The organism is Thioclava litoralis, from assembly GCF_045278885.1.
Lineage (GTDB): Bacteria > Pseudomonadota > Alphaproteobacteria > Rhodobacterales > Rhodobacteraceae > Thioclava > Thioclava litoralis.
On the sequence record NZ_CP135445.1, the window covers coordinates 310,719 to 328,552 of the forward strand.

15 protein-coding genes are annotated in these 17,834 nt (G+C 62.4%); 9 read left to right on the top strand and 6 right to left on the bottom strand.

Annotated features, from left to right (window positions below):
* Positions 1 to 4: 4 nt before the first annotated feature.
* Both RPE78_RS17245 and RPE78_RS17250 read left to right on the top strand, forming a co-directional pair.
* The gene (locus tag RPE78_RS17245) at positions 5 to 3,115 is read left to right on the top strand and encodes a multidrug efflux RND transporter permease subunit (protein ID WP_330629324.1); all 3,111 of its coding nucleotides are present in this window, start codon (positions 5 to 7) and stop codon (positions 3,113 to 3,115) included.
* Positions 3,112 to 4,503 (top strand): efflux transporter outer membrane subunit, encoded by a 1,392-nt coding sequence (locus RPE78_RS17250; RefSeq protein WP_330629325.1) that lies wholly within the window; start codon positions 3,112 to 3,114, stop codon positions 4,501 to 4,503. The genes RPE78_RS17245 and RPE78_RS17250 overlap by 4 nt, the downstream gene beginning before the upstream one ends.
* Positions 4,504 to 4,672: 169 nt before the next feature.
* Here RPE78_RS17250 and RPE78_RS17255 read toward each other — a convergent pair whose 3' ends face one another.
* The gene (locus tag RPE78_RS17255; RefSeq protein WP_330629326.1) at positions 4,673 to 5,617 is read right to left on the bottom strand and encodes a capsular polysaccharide synthesis protein; all 945 of its coding nucleotides are present in this window, start codon (positions 5,615 to 5,617) and stop codon (positions 4,673 to 4,675) included.
* Between the two features lie 54 nt (positions 5,618 to 5,671).
* Complete coding sequence (locus RPE78_RS17260) at positions 5,672 to 6,724, bottom strand: hypothetical protein (protein WP_330629327.1); 1,053 nt, start codon at positions 6,722 to 6,724, stop codon at positions 5,672 to 5,674.
* A gap of 189 nt (positions 6,725 to 6,913) precedes the next feature.
* Here RPE78_RS17260 and RPE78_RS17265 point away from each other — a divergent pair, with 189 nt between their 5' ends.
* A complete protein-coding gene (locus RPE78_RS17265) occupies positions 6,914 to 7,849 on the top strand; it encodes a glycosyltransferase family A protein (RefSeq protein WP_330629328.1) in 936 nt (311 codons plus the stop codon).
* A gap of 168 nt (positions 7,850 to 8,017) precedes the next feature.
* Entirely contained in the window at positions 8,018 to 9,100 is a 1,083-nt protein-coding gene (locus RPE78_RS17270) for an acyltransferase (RefSeq protein WP_330629329.1), read from the top strand.
* A gap of 57 nt (positions 9,101 to 9,157) precedes the next feature.
* On the opposite strand, the gene RPE78_RS17275 is transcribed toward RPE78_RS17270, so the two are convergent.
* The 4 genes from RPE78_RS17275 to RPE78_RS17290 are packed head-to-tail and all read right to left on the bottom strand — an operon-like array spanning position 9,158 to position 12,667.
* Complete coding sequence (locus RPE78_RS17275; RefSeq protein WP_330629330.1) at positions 9,158 to 10,249, bottom strand: 4-oxalomesaconate tautomerase; 1,092 nt, start codon at positions 10,247 to 10,249, stop codon at positions 9,158 to 9,160.
* A complete protein-coding gene (locus tag RPE78_RS17280; RefSeq protein ID WP_330629331.1) occupies positions 10,242 to 10,916 on the bottom strand; it encodes a 4-carboxy-4-hydroxy-2-oxoadipate aldolase/oxaloacetate decarboxylase in 675 nt (224 codons plus the stop codon). Before RPE78_RS17280 ends, RPE78_RS17275 begins: the two co-directional genes overlap by 8 nt.
* Positions 10,917 to 10,928: 12 nt before the next feature.
* Positions 10,929 to 11,897 carry a VOC family protein gene (locus RPE78_RS17285; protein ID WP_330629332.1) on the bottom strand — a complete coding sequence of 323 codons (969 nt, stop codon included), beginning with the start codon at positions 11,895 to 11,897 and terminating at the stop codon, positions 10,929 to 10,931.
* Between the two features lie 38 nt (positions 11,898 to 11,935).
* Complete coding sequence (locus RPE78_RS17290; protein ID WP_330629333.1) at positions 11,936 to 12,667, bottom strand: PIG-L deacetylase family protein; 732 nt, start codon at positions 12,665 to 12,667, stop codon at positions 11,936 to 11,938.
* Between the two features lie 165 nt (positions 12,668 to 12,832).
* Between RPE78_RS17290 and RPE78_RS17295 the strand changes: the two genes are divergently transcribed.
* The 5 genes from RPE78_RS17295 (at position 12,833) to RPE78_RS17315 (ending at position 17,792) form a co-directional block, all read left to right on the top strand.
* Entirely contained in the window at positions 12,833 to 13,708 is an 876-nt protein-coding gene (locus tag RPE78_RS17295; RefSeq protein ID WP_330629334.1) for a DUF1932 domain-containing protein, read from the top strand.
* A 5-nt stretch (positions 13,709 to 13,713) separates the two neighbouring features.
* Positions 13,714 to 14,889, top strand: a complete 1,176-nt coding sequence (locus RPE78_RS17300) for a LysR family transcriptional regulator (protein WP_330629335.1) — start codon at positions 13,714 to 13,716, stop codon at positions 14,887 to 14,889.
* A gap of 112 nt (positions 14,890 to 15,001) precedes the next feature.
* Positions 15,002 to 15,979 carry a TRAP transporter substrate-binding protein gene (locus RPE78_RS17305; protein ID WP_330629336.1) on the top strand — a complete coding sequence of 326 codons (978 nt, stop codon included), beginning with the start codon at positions 15,002 to 15,004 and terminating at the stop codon, positions 15,977 to 15,979.
* A gap of 5 nt (positions 15,980 to 15,984) precedes the next feature.
* The gene (locus RPE78_RS17310) at positions 15,985 to 16,488 is read left to right on the top strand and encodes a TRAP transporter small permease (RefSeq protein WP_330629337.1); all 504 of its coding nucleotides are present in this window, start codon (positions 15,985 to 15,987) and stop codon (positions 16,486 to 16,488) included.
* Positions 16,485 to 17,792, top strand: coding sequence for a TRAP transporter large permease (locus tag RPE78_RS17315; protein WP_330629338.1), 1,308 nt, complete (start codon positions 16,485 to 16,487; stop codon positions 17,790 to 17,792). Before RPE78_RS17310 ends, RPE78_RS17315 begins: the two co-directional genes overlap by 4 nt.
* Positions 17,793 to 17,834: the final 42 nt, after the last annotated feature.

The following is a 17,834-nucleotide window of genomic DNA, read 5'->3' on the forward strand; positions in this document are numbered from 1 at the left end:
TCCGATGGCACAGTTCTTCATTCACCGGCCCGTCTTTGCTTGGGTGCTTGCGATTGTCCTGATGATCGCGGGTGTCTTCGGGCTGAACTCGCTTGCGATTTCGCAATATCCCGAAGTCTCGCCGACCACGGTGCGGATTCAGGCCACCTATACCGGAGCCTCCGCCCAGATCGTGGCCAATTCGGTGACATCCGTCATTGAGGACGGCATGACGGGGCTGGATGGTCTGCTTTACATGACCTCGAACTCCTCGCAGGGCAGTTCGCAGATCTCGCTTGTCTTCAACTCCAGCACCGACGCCGATATGGCGCAGGTGCAGGTGCAGAACAAGTTACAGCTGGTCGAGAGTTCCCTGCCTACAGCCGTGACCCAGACGGGGGTCTCGGTCACCCGCTCCACCAGTTCGATCCTGCTGGTGGGCGCGCTTGTCTCCGACGATAACAAGCGCAGCAATGTCGAGTTGGGGGATCTCTTCTCGAACCAGATGGAAGATACCGTCCAGCGTCTGGAAGGCGTCGGCTCGATTCAGGTCTTCGGGTCGGAATATGCCATGCGCATCTGGCTCGATCCGGCAAAGCTTTACAAATACTCGCTGACCCCTTCGGATGTCACCGATGCCGTTTCGGAACAGAACACCAATGTCACGGTCGGGTCGCTGGGCGATCTGCCAAGCAAGAACGGGCAGGAAGTCACCATCTCGCTGAAGGCCCAAAGCCAGCTTTCGACGGTGGATGATTTCCGCAAGATCCTGCTGAAAACCAATGATGACGGCTCTTCGGTCTATCTGGGCGATGTCGCTACGGTCGAGCTGGCCGATGACGATTACTCGGTGCTGGGCCAGTATAACGGCAAGAACGCCACCGGTTTCGGCGTCAACCTGCAAAACGGTGCCAATGCCGTCGAGACCTCCGAGCGCGTCCATACCGCGCTTGACAAGCTGGCCAAGTCACTGCCCGAAGGCGTGACGCTGGTCTATCCCTATGACACGACCCCGTTCATTCAGGAATCCATCCACCAGATCTATCACACCCTCTTCGAGGCCATCGTGCTGGTCTTCGTGGTGATCATGGTCTTTCTGCAAAGCTGGCGGGCGACCATTATCCCCTGTATCGCGGTGCCGGTGGTTCTGCTGGGCACATTCGCCGTGCTTGCCGCCACGGGGATGTCGATCAACACATTGACGATGTTCGCCCTTGTGCTGGCCATCGGGCTATTGGTGGATGACGCCATCGTTGTGGTGGAAAACGTCGAACGGGTGATGGAAGAAGAAAAGCTGGGCCCTGTCGAGGCGACCGAGAAATCCATGAAGGAAATCTCGACCGCGCTGGTGGGGATCGTGGTGGTGCTGTCTTCGGTATTCCTGCCGATGGCCTTCATGTCCGGCTCGACCGGTGTGATCTACCGGCAGTTCTCGGTGACCATCATTTCGGCAATGGTGCTGTCGTTGCTGGTGGCCCTGATCCTGACGCCGGCCATGTGTGCAAGCCTGCTGAAACCCTCGCATGACAAGCCCAAGATCTGGCCCGCGCGCAAGTTCAACAAAGGCATGGACCGCGTCAATTCCGGCTATACCGGCACGGTCATCCGCCTGATCCGCCGTCCGTTCCGGATGCTGGTCGTGGTGGTGGCGGTTGGCGTGGGCATTTATGGCGTCTATTCCCGCCTGCCCTCGAGCTTCGTACCGACCGAGGATCAGGGTGTGCTGATGGCGTCGATCTCGCTGCCGCAGAACGCGACGCGGGCGCAGACCCAGCAAAGCGTTACGGCCATCACCGACTTCATGAAGCAGAACTACCCCGACGCGACCAAAAGCGTGTTTGCGGCGATCGGCTTCGGCTTCTCGGGGTCCGGCCAGAACAATGCGATGATGTTCGTCAAGCTGTCGGATCTGGAAGACCGCAAGGGCATCACGGCAGCCTCCATCGCGATGAAAGCCAATATGTTCTTCGGCTCGGGGCGTTACGGGCAGGTCTTCTTCCTGCAACCGCCGCCGATCCACGGGATGGGCTCGTCTGACGGGTTCGAGATGTATCTGATCGACCAAGGCAACGAAGGGCTCGACAAGCTGCGCGAGACGGCCGCCAAGGTGGCCCAGAAAGCGCAGGAATCGGGCAAGGCAACCGCCATCCGCGGCTATGAGGCCAATTCCAAAACGCAGCTTGCGATCAATCTGGATGCGGCCAAGGCGCAGTCGATGGGGCTGACGATCTCGGATATCAACTCCAACCTCTCGACCATCTTCGCGGGCAGCTATGTCAACGACTTCACGCTGAACGGCAAACTGCGCGACGTGCGGGTGATGGGCGATCAGGCATACCGGATGCAGCCGGGCGATATCAAGAAATGGTATATGCGTAACAGCGATGACGAAATGGTTCCGATGTCGGCCTTCTCGTCGCAAAGCTGGGGGCAGACCTATACCAAGATCGCCCGTTATGGCGGCGTCAACGCGATCGAATTGCAGGGTTCTCCGGCATCGGGCGTCTCGTCCGGGGATGCGATGGCCGAAATGGAGAAAATCGTCGATAGCATGGATGGCAATTACCAGAGCGCCTGGGTCGGCCTGTCCTATCAGGAACAGCTCTCGGGCAATCAGGAACCGATCCTGTATACGCTTTCGGCAGTGGTCGTCTTCCTTGCGCTGGCGGCGCTCTATGAAAGCTGGTCGGTGCCCTTCGCGGTGATGCTGGCCGTGCCGATCGGCCTGCTCGGGGCGCTGATCGCGGCTCTGGTCTTCGGGCAGTCGAATGACGTCTACTTCAAGGTCGGGATGCTGACGACCATCGGTCTGGCGGCGCGTAATGCCATCCTGATCGTGGAATTCGCCGAGACACTCCGCGCCGAGGGGCTGGGCCTGTTCGAGGCGGTGAAAACGGCCGCGCGGATGCGTCTGCGCCCGATCCTGATGACCACCTTTGCCTTCGGGCTGGGGGTTCTGCCCCTTGCCATTGCCAGCGGCACAGGTGCAAATGCGCAGAACTCCATCGGGATCGGCATGTTGGGCGGGATCCTCTTCTCGGCTGTCTTCGGTATCCTGATGGTTCCGGTATTGTATGTGGCGGTCCGTCGTCTTGTTGACAGAAAATCCGGCGCAGGCCGCAAGGAGAATGCATGATGCGCTTTATGAAACTGGTTCCGCTAATGGTTCTCGCGGGATGTGCGGTCGGGCCGGATTACAAAACGCCCGCCGTGCCTGTCACCACCCAATTCGTGGGCGGGGACACCAGCCCGCTGGCGCAGGTGGCCTATCGTGCATGGTGGCGCGATTATCGTGACCCGCTGCTCAACGAGCTGGTCGAAACGGGGATGAAACAGAGCCTCGACATCCTGCAGGCGCAAGAGCGCATCCGTCAGGCACGCGCCCAGCTTCGCCAGACCGGCGTGAACGAGGCGCTCAGCGGGTCGGCCAGCGGGTCCAAGACCCGCTCGGGCGTCACCAAAGGGGGCGGGTCCGGCTGGGACAATGCCACCGGCACGCTGGATGCGGATTTCGTGCTCGACCTGTTTGGCGGATTGCGCCGCGAACGCGAGGCGGCCAAGGCCAATCTGGCAGCCAGCCAGGCCAATGTCGGCACCGAGCGTCTGGCATGGCTGGCCGAGCTGGTCGCCGATTATGCCGATGCGCGCTATTACCAGCAGGCGCTGGAGCTGACGCGCAAAACCATCGCGACCCGTCAGGATACGTTCAACATTACCCAGCAGGAGGTGAATGCCGGTGCCGCGACCACGCTGGAACAGGCCGAAGCCGAAGCCGCGCTGGAATCGGCCAAGGCCGATCTGCCCAACTACCTTGCGCAATTCCGCGCCAAGGTTTTTGCCATCGCGACCTTGCTGAACGTGCCCGCAGGCCCGTTGATGGACCGGATGGAAAAAGGGGCCGCCCCGTTGCGGATTCCGACCGACAGCGCCACCGGCGTTCCGGCGGACCTGCTGCGCAACCGTCCCGATATCCGCTATTACGAAGCGGTGCTGCATCAGGAAGTGGCCACCGTCGGCGTGGATACGGCAGCCCTTTACCCCTCGCTCAGCCTCTCGGGCACCGTGTCGGGCACCAGCAAATCCACCAGCTGGAGCTTCGGCCCCACCATCACCCAGGCCATCTTCAATCAGGGGTCCCTGCGCGCCGCCCGCGATGCGCAGGTCTCCGCCGCCAAACAGGCCGAGATCGACTATCGCTCGGCCATCACCTCGGCGGTGGAAGATGTGCAGGTTGCGCAGTCCAACCTGCGTCAGTACCGCGCGCAGGCCGCACAGCTTAACCGCGCGGCGCAATCCTATTCCAAAGCTCTGGAACTGGGGCGCACCACCTATCGCAATGGCGGCATGACCCTGCTTGACCTGCTGGATACCGACCGTTCCGAAGCATCGGCACGGATCTCGGCAGCCTCGGCGGCCAATAGCGCGGCACAGGAATGGGCGACCTTGCAGATCGCCATCGGCGCGGGCGCAGGCTATGCCGAAAGCCCCGAAGAGGCTCCGGCCCCCAAGGCCGCCGCCAAATAGGCTTTGGGATAGGGGGGCACGCCCCCCTGCACCACCAGAAAAGGGCGGTCCCGTGAGGGGCCGCCCTTTGTGGTTTCGGCAAGCCGCGCGGGCAAACCGTGCCGTCCCTCGGAACGGCGCTTAGGAGCAGCCCCTAAGAGCGGCGGGAACGACAGGCGCGCCGCACGGGCTATTGCGCCGGAAGGGCGGATCGTGGGGCGGCCAGCACGGGCTGTGCCTCGGCAAGAAGTGCCTCCAGCCGGTCGACCAGCCCCTGCGGGTCAAGGCTGGAGCGGTGACTGAGCTTGCTGACCGGAAAGCCACATTCCTGCGCGGCAAGGAAGGGATCGAGCGTCGCATTCCCCTCCAGCGCGGCCATCAGATAATAGGCGGGCACGGCGGGCAGGCTTCCGGCGGCACGAAATGCATGGCGCAGCTTCGCATTGCGGATCATCGCCCATTGGAAGGTGTAGATCATCATGAAATACTTGCGCGGCGTATGGCGCAGGCGGGTCACATAGGCATCGTAATCGGCACACCAGCGCTGGATCAGCGGGTTTTCGGGATGGGCGGCGATAAACCAGTTATCCACCCAGCGGTCATGATAGGGGCCACCAAAGGTGAAAAAGCCGGTCTGCCCGCCCAGAAGCGGCATCCATTCATCCAGCGGGCGGTGGCAATAGGTGGTCACATCGGCCCAAAGCCCGCCATAGCGGGCCAGCAGGCGCAGCCGGAGCGCATTGGCATGCAGACGGAACGCGAGGCTGTCATCGATATCGGACAAATCGACCCATTCGCCGACCGTCTCACGCGTCAGCACGCGCAGATCCCAGCCCGGGTTCATTGCCCGCCACTGGGCAATGCAGCGCTGCACGACGGGGGGGGCGGCCTCGATCCCCTGTGCCCAATACATCCAGATGATCTTCGGGATCGCCCGTCCGCGATAGGGGGCGTAATATGCCGGTGTCGCCTCGGGGGCATTGAACATCATCTGCGCGGTCAGATGGCGGTTATGGCGGTCGATATGGCGGGCGTAAAGTTCAAGCCCCGGCGCATAAGGCAGCTCCGAACGCAGCCATTTCGCGGTGAACCGCGCGGATTTGAGAGCTTTGGACAGGCAGGAAGGAAGGGGCATGGGAGATCCTGAAAACGGTTTTCAGAAGGAATTTAGGGAGAGATGGCGCGCGGGCTACAGGATTGCGTCGAGTTCGCGCCACACACGCAGGGCATTGGTTTCGAAATAGGTTTGCGAATACCGCTCGTGGATTCTGGCACAGGCGCGGGCGCAAAGCACATCGAAAACCTTCGGGTTCTCCTCGAAAGCGGCAATTTGTTGCTCGACCGTCAGCACCATGCCCGCGAAATCGCCTTCGGGGATCGGGAAGCCGGTGCTCCGGTCGAAATATTCCGCAGCCCCCAGCCCGTCATAGCCAATGGCCACCGCCCCCGCAGCCATCGCTTCCGCCGCCGGAAAGCCAAGGCTTTCGCGCCGCATGAGCGAGATGAAAAAGCGGCTTTTGCGCAACTTGTCGATCACCTGTGCGCGCGGGATGCCATCAATCGCTTCCAGCCGGTAGCCCTGTAGCTTGCCGCGTTTTTCCAGCATCTCGACGATCTGGCGCGCCTCTTCGGGACGCTTGCGCGGCATATAGGTGATCAGCCGCTCCTTGTCGGGCATCGGCACGAAACCGATCTCTTCGGGCTTCATGCTGACCGGAAATTTCAGCACCGTCTCGGCCTCGATCAGGTCGAGATGGGTATGGCAGACCTCGGAGGTGCTCAGATAGGCCCGCACCGAGCGCGCCGGATCAAGGCCGCGCTCGACCGCGCGCTGATAGCTTTCCATCAGCAGGAACGGGTTCTGCACCAGAATGCACAGTGTCTGGCCGGGGAACGCCTCCAGCGCCTCGGCCAGAAAGAGCTCTGGCATCACGATCACATCCTCCGGCCGCGCCACGTAACGCGGATTGGGGCCGGCAAGGCGCACCCGGCGGCGCGTCTTGAGATAATATCCCAGACGGCTGCGGCGCGGCTGGTAACGGCCATAGATACGGTCGAATGCGCCGGTCCAGAATTTGGGTAGATCCTGCGGATGGTCGGGATAGCAGCCGGACGGGCTGTTATGCAACAGCGCGCAATCCAGCCCATTGCGTCGCAACAGCGCCACCAGATCATAGATCACCGCGACCCCGCCTGCAGCTTTTGTGATGTCCGGGCTCCAGAAAAGATAGCGACGGGTCATTGAATATCCACGATAAGGAATAAATTTAACCCTGTTTTGGCCTTTTGCTGCGCAGTTGACAAGCATGTAAGCGGATAATCGTCAAGGTTGTGCCGCGACGCAGCGACAATCGTGTGAGGTCTCTTGTCATGGGCGCGCCAAAGGGTCAAACTGCACCAAAGCCGCTTCAATTTCAGCACGGAACCTTTCATGCCCCACTCAGGTCGTCGCTATGCACTGATCACCCCCTGCCGTGACGAGGCGCAATATATGCGCCGCACGCTGGACAGTGTTGTCGCGCAAACCGAACACCCCGCCCTCTGGCTGATCGTCGATGACGGTTCGACAGATGACACCCCGCAGATCCTTGCCGAATATGCCGCTCGGCATGACTGGATCCGCGTGGTTCCCAAACCCAATCGCGGCGCGCGCGCTGTGGGTCCGGGCGTGATCGAAGCCTTCTATTTCGGCCTTGACCAGATCGATATGGGCGCATTCGACTATATCTGCAAATTCGACCTCGATCTGGAAATGCCCAGCGGATATTTCGCGATCCTGATGGACAAGATGGAGGCCAATCCGCGTCTAGGGTCGTGCTCGGGCAAGCCGTGGTTCATGTGGAACGGGGCCAAGGTCTCGGAGAAATGCGGCTCGGAAATGTCGGTCGGCATGACCAAATTCTACCGTGTGCAATGTTTCCGCGAGATCGGCGGCTTCGTGCGCGAAGTGATGTGGGATGCGATCGATTGCCACAAATCCCGCCAGCTTGGCTGGCAGGCCCGCGCCTTTGACGACGAGGCGCTGTCTTTCGAGCATCTGCGCCCGATGGGGTCGTCGCAGAAGTCGGTCTATACGGGACGGATGCGCCACGGCTATGGCCAGTATTTCATGGGGTCGAGCTTCTGGTTCTTCACCGCAAGCTGCATTTTCCGCATGGCGCACCCCCCCTATGTCACCGGCGGGCTTGCCTCGTGGTGGGGATATGTGCGTGCCGCCCTTCAGGGCAAGGAGCAGCTCCCCGACCCCGAGTTGCGCGCCTTCATCCGGTCTTACCAGCGCCGCGCACTGGTCAAGGGCAAGGATGCGGCGATTGCCGAAATCGATGCGGCACAGGCACCGGTCTGGGATGCGCGCGCCGCCGTCTGAGGCGCGGCACTCCACGCCGGTTCCCGCCATCTAGCCACCTAGCCGCCCTGGCGCCGCGACCGAAAGCCTCTGGCCGGCCGCCACAGGCCGCCCGCTCGAACAGCTCGCACAAACGGGGCGCTCAAACGGGGCGCGCTCCCCTTCTTTCCGGGTCAGAAAGGCACCGCGATGACAGGACCACAGAAACGCGAAACGCATGTGGAAACCATGCGGGGACTGACCTGTCTGGCGCTGGTATCCTACCATGTGGTCGGCGCGACCCCGCAGGTCGGGCTGGAGGTTCCCGGCACCGACTGGCTGTTCCGGCTGCAACTGATGCTGGCGGATATGCGGATGCCGCTGTTCAGCTTCATCTCGGGCTATGTCTTCACCGCCGTGCTGAGTGCGCGCAAAAGCTGGGGGCAGGTGCTGACCAGCAAGATGCGCCGCCTGCTGGTGCCGATGATCTTTGTCGGCGGCCTGTTCTGGGTGATTGGCGATGCCACCGGACGGGTGCAGATGCCCTGGGTCGATACTCTTTTCCTGCCCTATGCGCATTTCTGGTTCCTGCAGGCGACCTTCACGCTGATGGTGCTACTTCTGGCGCTCAACTGGCTTTATGCGCAAATCAGGCCCGACGCCTTCGCCCGCGACCCCAAAGCGGTGTCGGTGCGCAATGCCGCGCTGATCGGCGCCCTCGGGGCGGCCATCTTCATCTCGGGGCGGCTGGACGGGTTCCAGATCTTTTCCTTCCCGCGTGCTGCCTATCTGGCGCCGTTCTTCATGGGCGGGCATATCGTTGCGCAGCGCCTGAAACCGGCACTGGCGGGGCTGTCGGATCGCGGCTGGCCGCGTGTGCTTGCCGGTCTCTGGCTGGGGGCACTGGTTCTGTGGGGGGCGCTATGCGCCTTCCAGCTTCTGGGCCCGTGGCAGTCCGAGATCCGGCGCAGCCTGTCGGTGCTGGTCGGGCTGACAGCCGCCCTGTCCTTTCTGGTGCTGCGGGTCCATATCCGGTTTCTGGCATGGATCGGCGACAAGTCCTTTACCATCTACCTGTTCCACGTCTTTTTCACCGCGGCAGCAACCTTGGCGATGCAGCATCTCCTGCCCGCTCTTGACCGACACTGGATCTATCCGGTCTCGCTTCTATGCGGCCTGACCGGCCCGATCCTGTTGCATCAGGTGATCCTGCAGTCGCGCGTGTCGCGCTTCCTCTGTCTGGGGATCGGTATGCCCTTCGCACCGCGTCGCGTGGCCACTGCGGCACGATAGAACGGGACGGGCCTGCCCGCCCCGCCCCGCATCAGAATGTCCATCCCCGCGCAGGGATCAGTCGGCGAAAACCTGCCCCGCAAACAGCTTGCGCGCCGTGCGCACAGATCCTGCGGCCACGGGATAGCCCGCGCCATCGGTGCGCAGGACAATATCGGCCGCCCCCGTCGGATGCTCTATGCGGAAGGTCTCGCCCTCTGGCAGCCGCGCAAGAGGCGCGGCCACCGTGCCTTCAATCGTGCAGGCCGAGGCCACACTGATCGCGGCGAAAACCCCGATAGAAGCATGACAGCGATGGGGAATGAAACTGCGCGTCGCAATCACCCCGTCCTCTTGTGCGGCACTGAGAATGGTCATTTTCGGCACGGATTTCTCGGACACATCGCCAAGCCCCATCAAAGGCCCCACCTGCAGCCGCAGGGCCTCGAGCCTTGCGCGCAGGGGCATGTCCCCTTCCAGCGTCTCGCGGCTTTCCTGCCCTGTCAGCCCCAGATCCTGCGCGGCGACAAGCGCGACCGGCATGCCATAATCGATCAGGGTCATCGCTATGCCATCCACCCAATCGCGCGGCTGGCCGGTGGGAAACAGGTGACCGCACATCGACCCCGCCAGATTGGAAAACAGCAACCGCACCGGTGCCGCCGTACCGGGCACACCGTCAATCGCGGTCGTGCCCCGATAGCTGACCCGCCCTTGCGGTGTCTGCACCGTGGCCTCGGCAATCTCGCCGGTATTGCGCATATGGATCCGCAGCGATGTCTCGCCCTCCTGCGCGGCAACAAGCCCCAGCTCCAGCGCCGCAGGCCCGACACCGGCCAGAATATTGCCACAGGCCTGCGCATCCGACACCAGCGCCTGATCGACAAAGACCTGCAGGAAAAGGTAGTCGATATCGGCATCGTCGCGACTGGGCGGCGAAAGGATCGCCACCTTGGAGGTCAGCGGATCGGCCCCACCGATCCCGTCAATCTGGCGCGGATCGGGCGACCCCATGATCCGCAGCAAAAGCGCATCGCGCGCCTGCCTGTCTGCGGGCAGATCGCTGGCACGGAAATACGCCCCTTTCGACGTCCCGCCGCGCATCCACAGACAAGCGATCCCCTCGGACGCCCCGCCGCCGCCGGACCCGCCGATCTGCGGCTCAGACATAGCGCAGGCCCTTTTCCTTCAGACGCGGGCGCATGTCATAGATATCCAGCCCCAATTCTCCGGCGGCAAGCCGCTGGCGCTTGGCCTCTTCGGCGGCAAGCCGTGCCGTGGCGTTGGCCATCACCTGCGCGGCCTGCGCCCGCTTGACCACCACCACACCATCATCGTCGGCGCAGATCACATCTCCCGCCTCGATGCACTGCCCCGCGCAGACCACCGGAACATTCACCGATCCCAGCGTCTCTTTCACCGTGCCTTGCGCCGAGATCGCCTTCGACCAGACCGGAAAATCCATCGCCTTGAGATCCGCGATGTCACGCACCCCCGCATCGATGATCAACCCGCGACAGCCGCGCGCCTGCGCCGAGGTTGCCAGCAGATCACCGAAATAGCCGTTATCGCAGGGCGAGGTCGGGGCCAGCACCAGAATATCGCCGGGCTGGAGCTGTTCGATGGCCACATGCACCATCCAGTTATCGCCCGGCGCGGCGGAAATGGTCACGGCCGATCCGGCAATCTTCGCCCCCGAATAGATCGGGCGCATATAGCTTTGCAGACAACCGGTCCGCCCCTGCGCCTCATGGACGGTGGCCACACCGGCCTGCGCAAGAGCCGCGATCACATCGGGATCGGCGCGTTGGATATCTTGGACTACCACAGGCATCATTCTCTCCTTCTTTCAGGCTTTCCGGACCGGCGGGGTGCCATGCAGATGGAAGCTCTCGATGGTCTTCAAGCCCCAGGCCTGCCCCTTCTTGCGCTCTGTCTCGGTCCAGGTGACGGTCTCCCAGTCGGGGGCCAGAATGAGCCGCGCGCCGGAATTGGCCAGCTCGACGCGGTTGCCCGCAGGTTCCCAGACATACAGGAAGAACGTGCCCTGAACCGCATGCTTATGCGGGCCGGTTTCGATATGGATGTCGTTTTGCAGGAAGATGTCGGCGGCGCGCAGGATGTCCTCGCGCTGGTCGGTGGCATAGGTCACATGATGCAGCCGTCCCGTGCCGCCGCCATGTTCTTCCGTGCAGGCAAGATCATAGGTCTTGTTGTTGACGGTGAACCAGCAGCCCCCCAGCCGACCGTTATCCAGCTGGATCTGTTCGGTCACCCGCGCGCCCAGACAGGTGGTCATGAAGCGGCGGAATTCGGTCACGTCTTCGGCCAGCAGGTTGAGGTGGTCAAGACGCCGCGGGGCAGCGCCGGTAAAGGACGACGCGGTATTCTTCAGCGCGGCCCGTTCTGCCGCATCCGGCGCGGTATACCAGTTGGTATCGTAATAGATTTCGAACACATGCCCGAACGGATCCTCGAAACGGAACGCCCGCCCGTGCGACAGGTCCCCTTCATTCCAGCCGATCACCTTGAAATCCGAGGCCTCGATGGCCGCAACCCGACGCTCCAGCGCCTCGGGCGAAGAGGCGCGATAGCCGATATGGGCCACACCCGTGACATCGGATCTGGTCAGTTTGAGCGTGCAGAATTCGTAATCATCCCATGCCCGCAGATAGGCCGAGTTCCCGTCCTGCGCCGAAAGCTTGAGCCCGTAGACGCGGGTGAAAAAATCGAGGCTCTCGTCGAATTTGTCGGTGAGCATCTCGACATGGCCGAGATGGGCAATGTCGAAGCTTGGATTGGTTGCCGGATGGCTCATGATAGTCTCCTCCCGAAACGGCCCGAGGGCCGCCTCTCTTACAATTCGTCGACAGTGCGCGGGAAAACCGACTGGAACCCCTCGCCATACTGGCAATCACGCCCTCCCGACATACCACCGGAATTGCGCTTGAAATGGTTGGCGCGCTGTTGGGCCACGCGGGTGTAATATTCCCACAGATGGACCTGCCCGTTCATGCATTCCATCGCCGCCCGCTTCTTGTCCCAGACCGATGTGATGTCGAGGAACGTATCGGGTTTCCAGCCCATCTGCTCGGTCTGATGCGGCTCGAACAGGTATAGCTGCGGCGCGCCCAGCACCTTCTCGCCCGGATTATGCCCCCAAGCCTGCGCCACCATCCGCGCCTCAAGCGCGATGCGGGTGGTATACATATGGTCGGTATTATAGGGGTCATACTGGCTATGGCTGAGCATGAATTTCGGCTGCACCTTGCGGATCAGGTCGACCAGACGGAATTTGTCCTCGCGGTCAAGCTCCAGCGGGTAATCCCCCAGATCGAAACAGTGCAGATCGGCCACGCCCAGAACCGCGGCGGCTTTCTCGGCCTCGTCACGGCGGATCGCCTTCACCTCGTCAAGCGATTTGCCCTCTTTCCAAAGCCGCGCGCTTTCTCCCCGCTCTCCGAATGACAGGCAGGCCACCGTCACGTCATAGCCAAGCGCGGCATGCAGCGCGATGGCCCCGCCGCAGCGCCACACGAAATCCGCCGCATGCGCGCTGATCACCAGCGCCGTTTTACGATCTGACATTCTTTCCTCCGAGATCCCCGAAACCTGTTGCCGCAAACTTCCGGAAAACCGGCAGCGGAGGCAATTCAGAAACATTCGCCAACCCATAAGAACGCGCTATAACCGCTTTGAAATACGCACCGATCGGCCCAAAATTCACACGAGTTTGCAAGGGGCCATGACAGGATGACACAGCTAACATTGATCGGGTTCGGAGAGGCCGCCCAAGCCTTTGCCAAGGGCTGGAACGCCCCGCGAGGCTTTGACTTGGGCTGCTATGACCGGAAGATGGGCGGCGCAGAGCGCGCCACGGTTCTGGAGCGGGCGGCGGCGCTCTCTGTCACCGCGCAGGACAGTCCCGAGGCCGCCCTTTCCGGCGCACAGATCGTGCTGTCGCTGGTGACCGCCGATCAGGCTGTCCATGCCGCGCGCGACTATGCGCCCTTCCTGCGCCCTGAGGCGCTGTGGCTTGACTGCAATTCCTGCGCGCCCAGCAGCAAGACACAGGCGGCGGGCTATGTGCAAGCGGCGGGCGGGCGCTATGTGGATGTGGCGGTGATGGCACCTGTCTATCCGAAACTGCATCATGTGCCGCTGCTGGTGTCCGGCCCGCATGCGGCATCCGCCCTGCCCTATCTTCAGGCGCTGGATATGCGTGCCACGCTGGCAGGCCCCGAAATCGGCGCGGCGTCTTCTGTAAAGATGATCCGCTCGGTGATGATCAAGGGTATGGAGGCGCTCAGTGCCGAATGTCTGCTGGCGGCCCGCCGCGCCAATCTGACCGATGCGGTGATCGCCTCGTTGCAGGCTTCCGACCCCGATACGGATTGGGCCGCACGGGGCAATTACAATCTGGAACGCATGATGGTGCATGGCACACGCCGCGCCGCCGAGATGGAAGAGGTCGCCAAGACGCTGGCCGATCTGGGGCTGCCCAACGACATGGCGCAGGCCGTCACGCGGTGGCAAAGGACCGTCGGGTCACTGGGGCTGGGCGCGGGCAAAGATGGTCTCGAATCCCGCAGCACCGCTGTGCTAGAAGGGTTGGCACATAAAGGGTAAGGGCAATGCTGGGCTCCAATCTGCGCCATTTGCGCGTCTTTCATGCGGTGGCCGAAACGGGCTCGGTGACGCGGGCGGCAGAGCTTTGCCTTGTGTCGCAACCCGCCGTGACACAGGCGATTGCCAAACTGGAAGCCGAGGCCGAACTGCCGCTGTTCCGGCGCACGTCACAGGGGTTTTTCCTGACCGAAGCGGGGGCACTGCTGGCGCGGCGCGGCAAACGCGCGCTGGACATGCTGGACGGGGCGCTGAACGAGATCGCCCCCCGCCTGCCACTCACCGCGACGCGGGCGCAGCTTCTGGCGCTTATTGCCACCTCGGAGGCGCAGAATTTCTCCTTGGCGGCCCGCCAGCTTGGCATTGCCCAGCCGACGGTGCATCGGGCCGTGACCCAGTTGGAACGCGAGGCGGGCAAGGCGCTTTTCCAGCGCAGTGCGTTCGGCATCGTGCCAACCCGCGCCTGCGCCATGCTGGCACGGATCGCGCGGCTGAGCTTTGCCGAACTGGATCAGGCGGTGTCGGAACTGGGTGATCTGGTGGGGCGCGAAGTCGGGGAGATCACCATCGGAGCGATGCCACTGGCGCGGTCGCACCCGATGCCGAAGGTGCTGGCGCGGTTTCGCGAAAAACGCCCGAATCTGCGGATCCGCATTATCGAAGGCACGTATGACGAGCTTCTGGGCCAGTTGCGGCGGGGCGATCTGGACTTCCTGATCGGTGCGCTGCGCAGTCCCGCCCCCATCGAGGATGTGGTGCAGGAAAGGGTGTTCGACGATGATCTGGTGCTGCTGGCGGGCCATCACCATCCGCTCTTGTACCGCCCGTTGTCTCTGGAGGTGCTGCGCCAGCAACACTGGCTGGTCACCCGCACCGGCACCCCGACGCGCACCCAGTTCGACGCGATGTTCCATGCGGCGGGTCTGGCGCTGCCCGACAGCATTATCGAAACGGGCTCTGTCATCCTGATGCGCGAGATGATGGAAATTTCCGATGTGCTGTCCTGTGTCTCGCATCTGCAGGCCCGCGCCGATATCGACCGCAAGCTGGTGGCGGTGCTGCCTTTCGCGGTGCCCCATTCCACCCGCGCCATCGGGTTGACCTATCGCCGTGACTGGATGCCGACGCCTGCGCAAAGCCTGATCATGGAAGAGATCCGGCAGGCCTCTGCCGAGGCGTTATAGCGTAAATTTATGAAGGGGCGCTTTCTTCTGATTGGTAGAGCCCCGATTTAAAATGTGATCTTTCAGGGCGAAGTAGCGCGGGGGGAGCCCGCTACACCAAGGGGAGGATGACATGAAAGCCGCTAATCTCTTGCTGGGTCTGATGATGGGATCCGGACTGGCCGTCACCGCACAGGCCGACGAAATGAAATTTGCCAATTTTATGCCTGCAGGGCATCCTTATGTGGCATCGACCTTCCAACCCTTTGCCGATCAGGTGGCGCAGGCCACCAAGGGCGATGTGACCGTCAAGCTGTATTCCGGCGGCGAACTGGGGGCAGGCCCTGCCGAGCAATATGGCCGTGTCGTGGACGGGGTGGCGGAATTCGCGGTCTCGCTTCCGGGCTATACCGCCTCGCAATTCCCGCTGACGCTGACCGCCGAACTGCCCGGACTGCTGGACGAGAAGACCGGCACGCAGGAGCTGAGCGCCCATCTCGACCTGTTCGCCAAGGAATACCGGCGCGCGCATCTGGTGGCGCTGTGGTCCAATGCCGAAAACATCCTGTTCACCGTGAAAAAGCCCGTTCATAGCCCTGCAGATCTGAAAGGGCTGAAGATCCGCGTGCCGTCGCGCAATACCGGCCGACTGGTCGAGGCATGGGGGGGCACGCCGGTCTCGATGCCGGTGTCCGAAATCTATAACAGCCTGCAGACCGGCGTGATTGACGGGGCGATGATCGATGGCACGGGGATCAATGCCTTCAAGCTGTCCGAGGTCACGAATTACATCACGATGGGCATGGAAACGACCATCTCGCCCTTCTTTATCCTGATGAACCGCGACGCCTATGCCGATCTCAGCGAGGCCGACCAGAAGGCCATCGATGCGGCAGGGCTGGAGGCGGCGAAGAACGGCCATGACAGCCAGCTTGCCGTTGCCAGCAAGGGGATCGCGGATTTCGCCGCCCTGCCCGGCAAGCAGGTGATCCATCTCACCCCCGAGGAAGCGTCCGCCTTTGACAGGCTGTCGGACGGGCTGGTGAAAACCATCGCGAAAGAAGAGGGCAAGGACGCCCAGCATATCGTTGACGTGCTTTCGGCGCAGTAACCGTGATGGAACCTGTATCTCGCCCGCTCTGGCTACAGATCTTCGACCGCGCCAATCTGGTTCTGGTGACCTTGGCAGGGGCCTTCCTGATGGTGGTGCTGGGACTGGTCTTTGTGGGGGTGTTTGCACGCTATGTCTTCAATGCCCCCATCCTTGGCATCAATGAGGTGGTGCAACTGGCCTCGGCGGCGGTGGTCATGTTGGCCCTGCCCTATTGCACCTCCTATTCGGGCCATGTCAGCGTGGATGTGCTGGACGGGGTCATCGGCGCATGGGGGCGCTTTCTGGGCGATATCGTCTCGCGCGTGCTGTCGTCTTTCGTGCTGTATATCCTGTGCACACGGGCCATCGCCAAGGCGGTGGATGCGTGGGACTACGAAGACACCACCAATATGCTGGGCCTGCCGCTTTGGCCGTTCTACGCGATCATCGCGGCGGGCGTGGCGCTGTGTATCGTGGTGATGGCCCTGCAAGCCATTGTTATTATGATTGAAAAGGTGCGCGCATGACCGATCTCTCTGTTGGCCTGCTGGGCATTGGCGGGCTCTTCCTGCTGATGATCTTCCGCACTCCGGTAGCGTTCGCCATGCTGATCGTGGGCTATTTCGGGCTATGGCAGCTTGAGGGCAGCCGCACGGCAGGTGCCGTCACCCTGACCGAGACCTATTCGGCGGTGACCAATTATAACCTGATCGTGGTGCCCATGTTCATCTTACTGGGCAATATCTCCTCGGTCGCCGGATTCTCGCGCGCCTTGTATGATGCGGCCTTCGCATGGGTCGGGCGGTTCAGGGGCGGTCTGGCCTCGGCCTCGGTGCTGGGCTGCGCGGTGTTCTCGGCGGTGTCGGGCTCATCTGTGGCCACGGCGGTGACCATCGGCAAAGTGGCGCTGCCGGAGATGAAACGGCTGGGCTATGGCGATGCGCTCTCGACGGGGTCCATCGCCGCAGGCGGCACGCTGGGCTTCCTGATCCCGCCCTCGACCGGCTTCGTGCTCTATGCCATCCTGACGGAAGAATCCATTGGCCGCCTGTTCATGGCGGGAATCTTGCCGGGACTGCTGCTGATGGGCCTTTTCATCGGCACGATTGCCATCATCGCGACACTCTCCCCCGAAACCGGCCCGCGCGGCGCTCGGGTGCCGCTGACACGGCGTCTGGCCCTGCTGGGGCGGGCGATGCCGCTTCTGTCGATCATCGGCATCTCCATTGGCGGGATCTATGCGGGGATCTTCACGCCGGTCGAGGCCTCTGCCATCGGAGCGGGGCTGGTGACCCTGCTGGCCTTCGTGATGCGGGCCATCAGCCTGCGCACCTTCCGCGATGCCCTCTTCGAGACACTGAAGACATCGGCCATGCTCTATATGGTCGTGATCGGGGCCAATGTCCTCAACCCGTTTCTGGCGGTCACCCATATCCCCGAAACGCTGGGCCATGCGCTGGTATCGATGGAGATCGGCCCCTATGGCACGCTGGCGCTGATCCTGCTGGGCTATATCGTGCTGGGCATGTTTCTGGACGGGCTGTCGATGCTGGTGGTCACCATTCCGATCGTCTTTCCGGTCATCGTCCAGCTCGGGTTCGATCCGGTCTGGTTCGGGGTCGTGGCGGTGATCGTGATCGAAATGGGGATGATCACCCCGCCGGTCGGGCTGAACGTCTTTGTGGTCAAGGGGGTGGCAACCGATGTACCGATGGCCACCGTTTTCAAGGGGGTCACGCCGTTCCTGATGGCGATGGTGCTGGGGCTTTTGCTGATCATCCTGTTCCCGCAGATCGCCCTGATCGTGCCCAATTCGATGTTCGGGCAATAACGGCGGCCTGTTCGTTCCGAACCAGGGCGCGGCACCGGAACA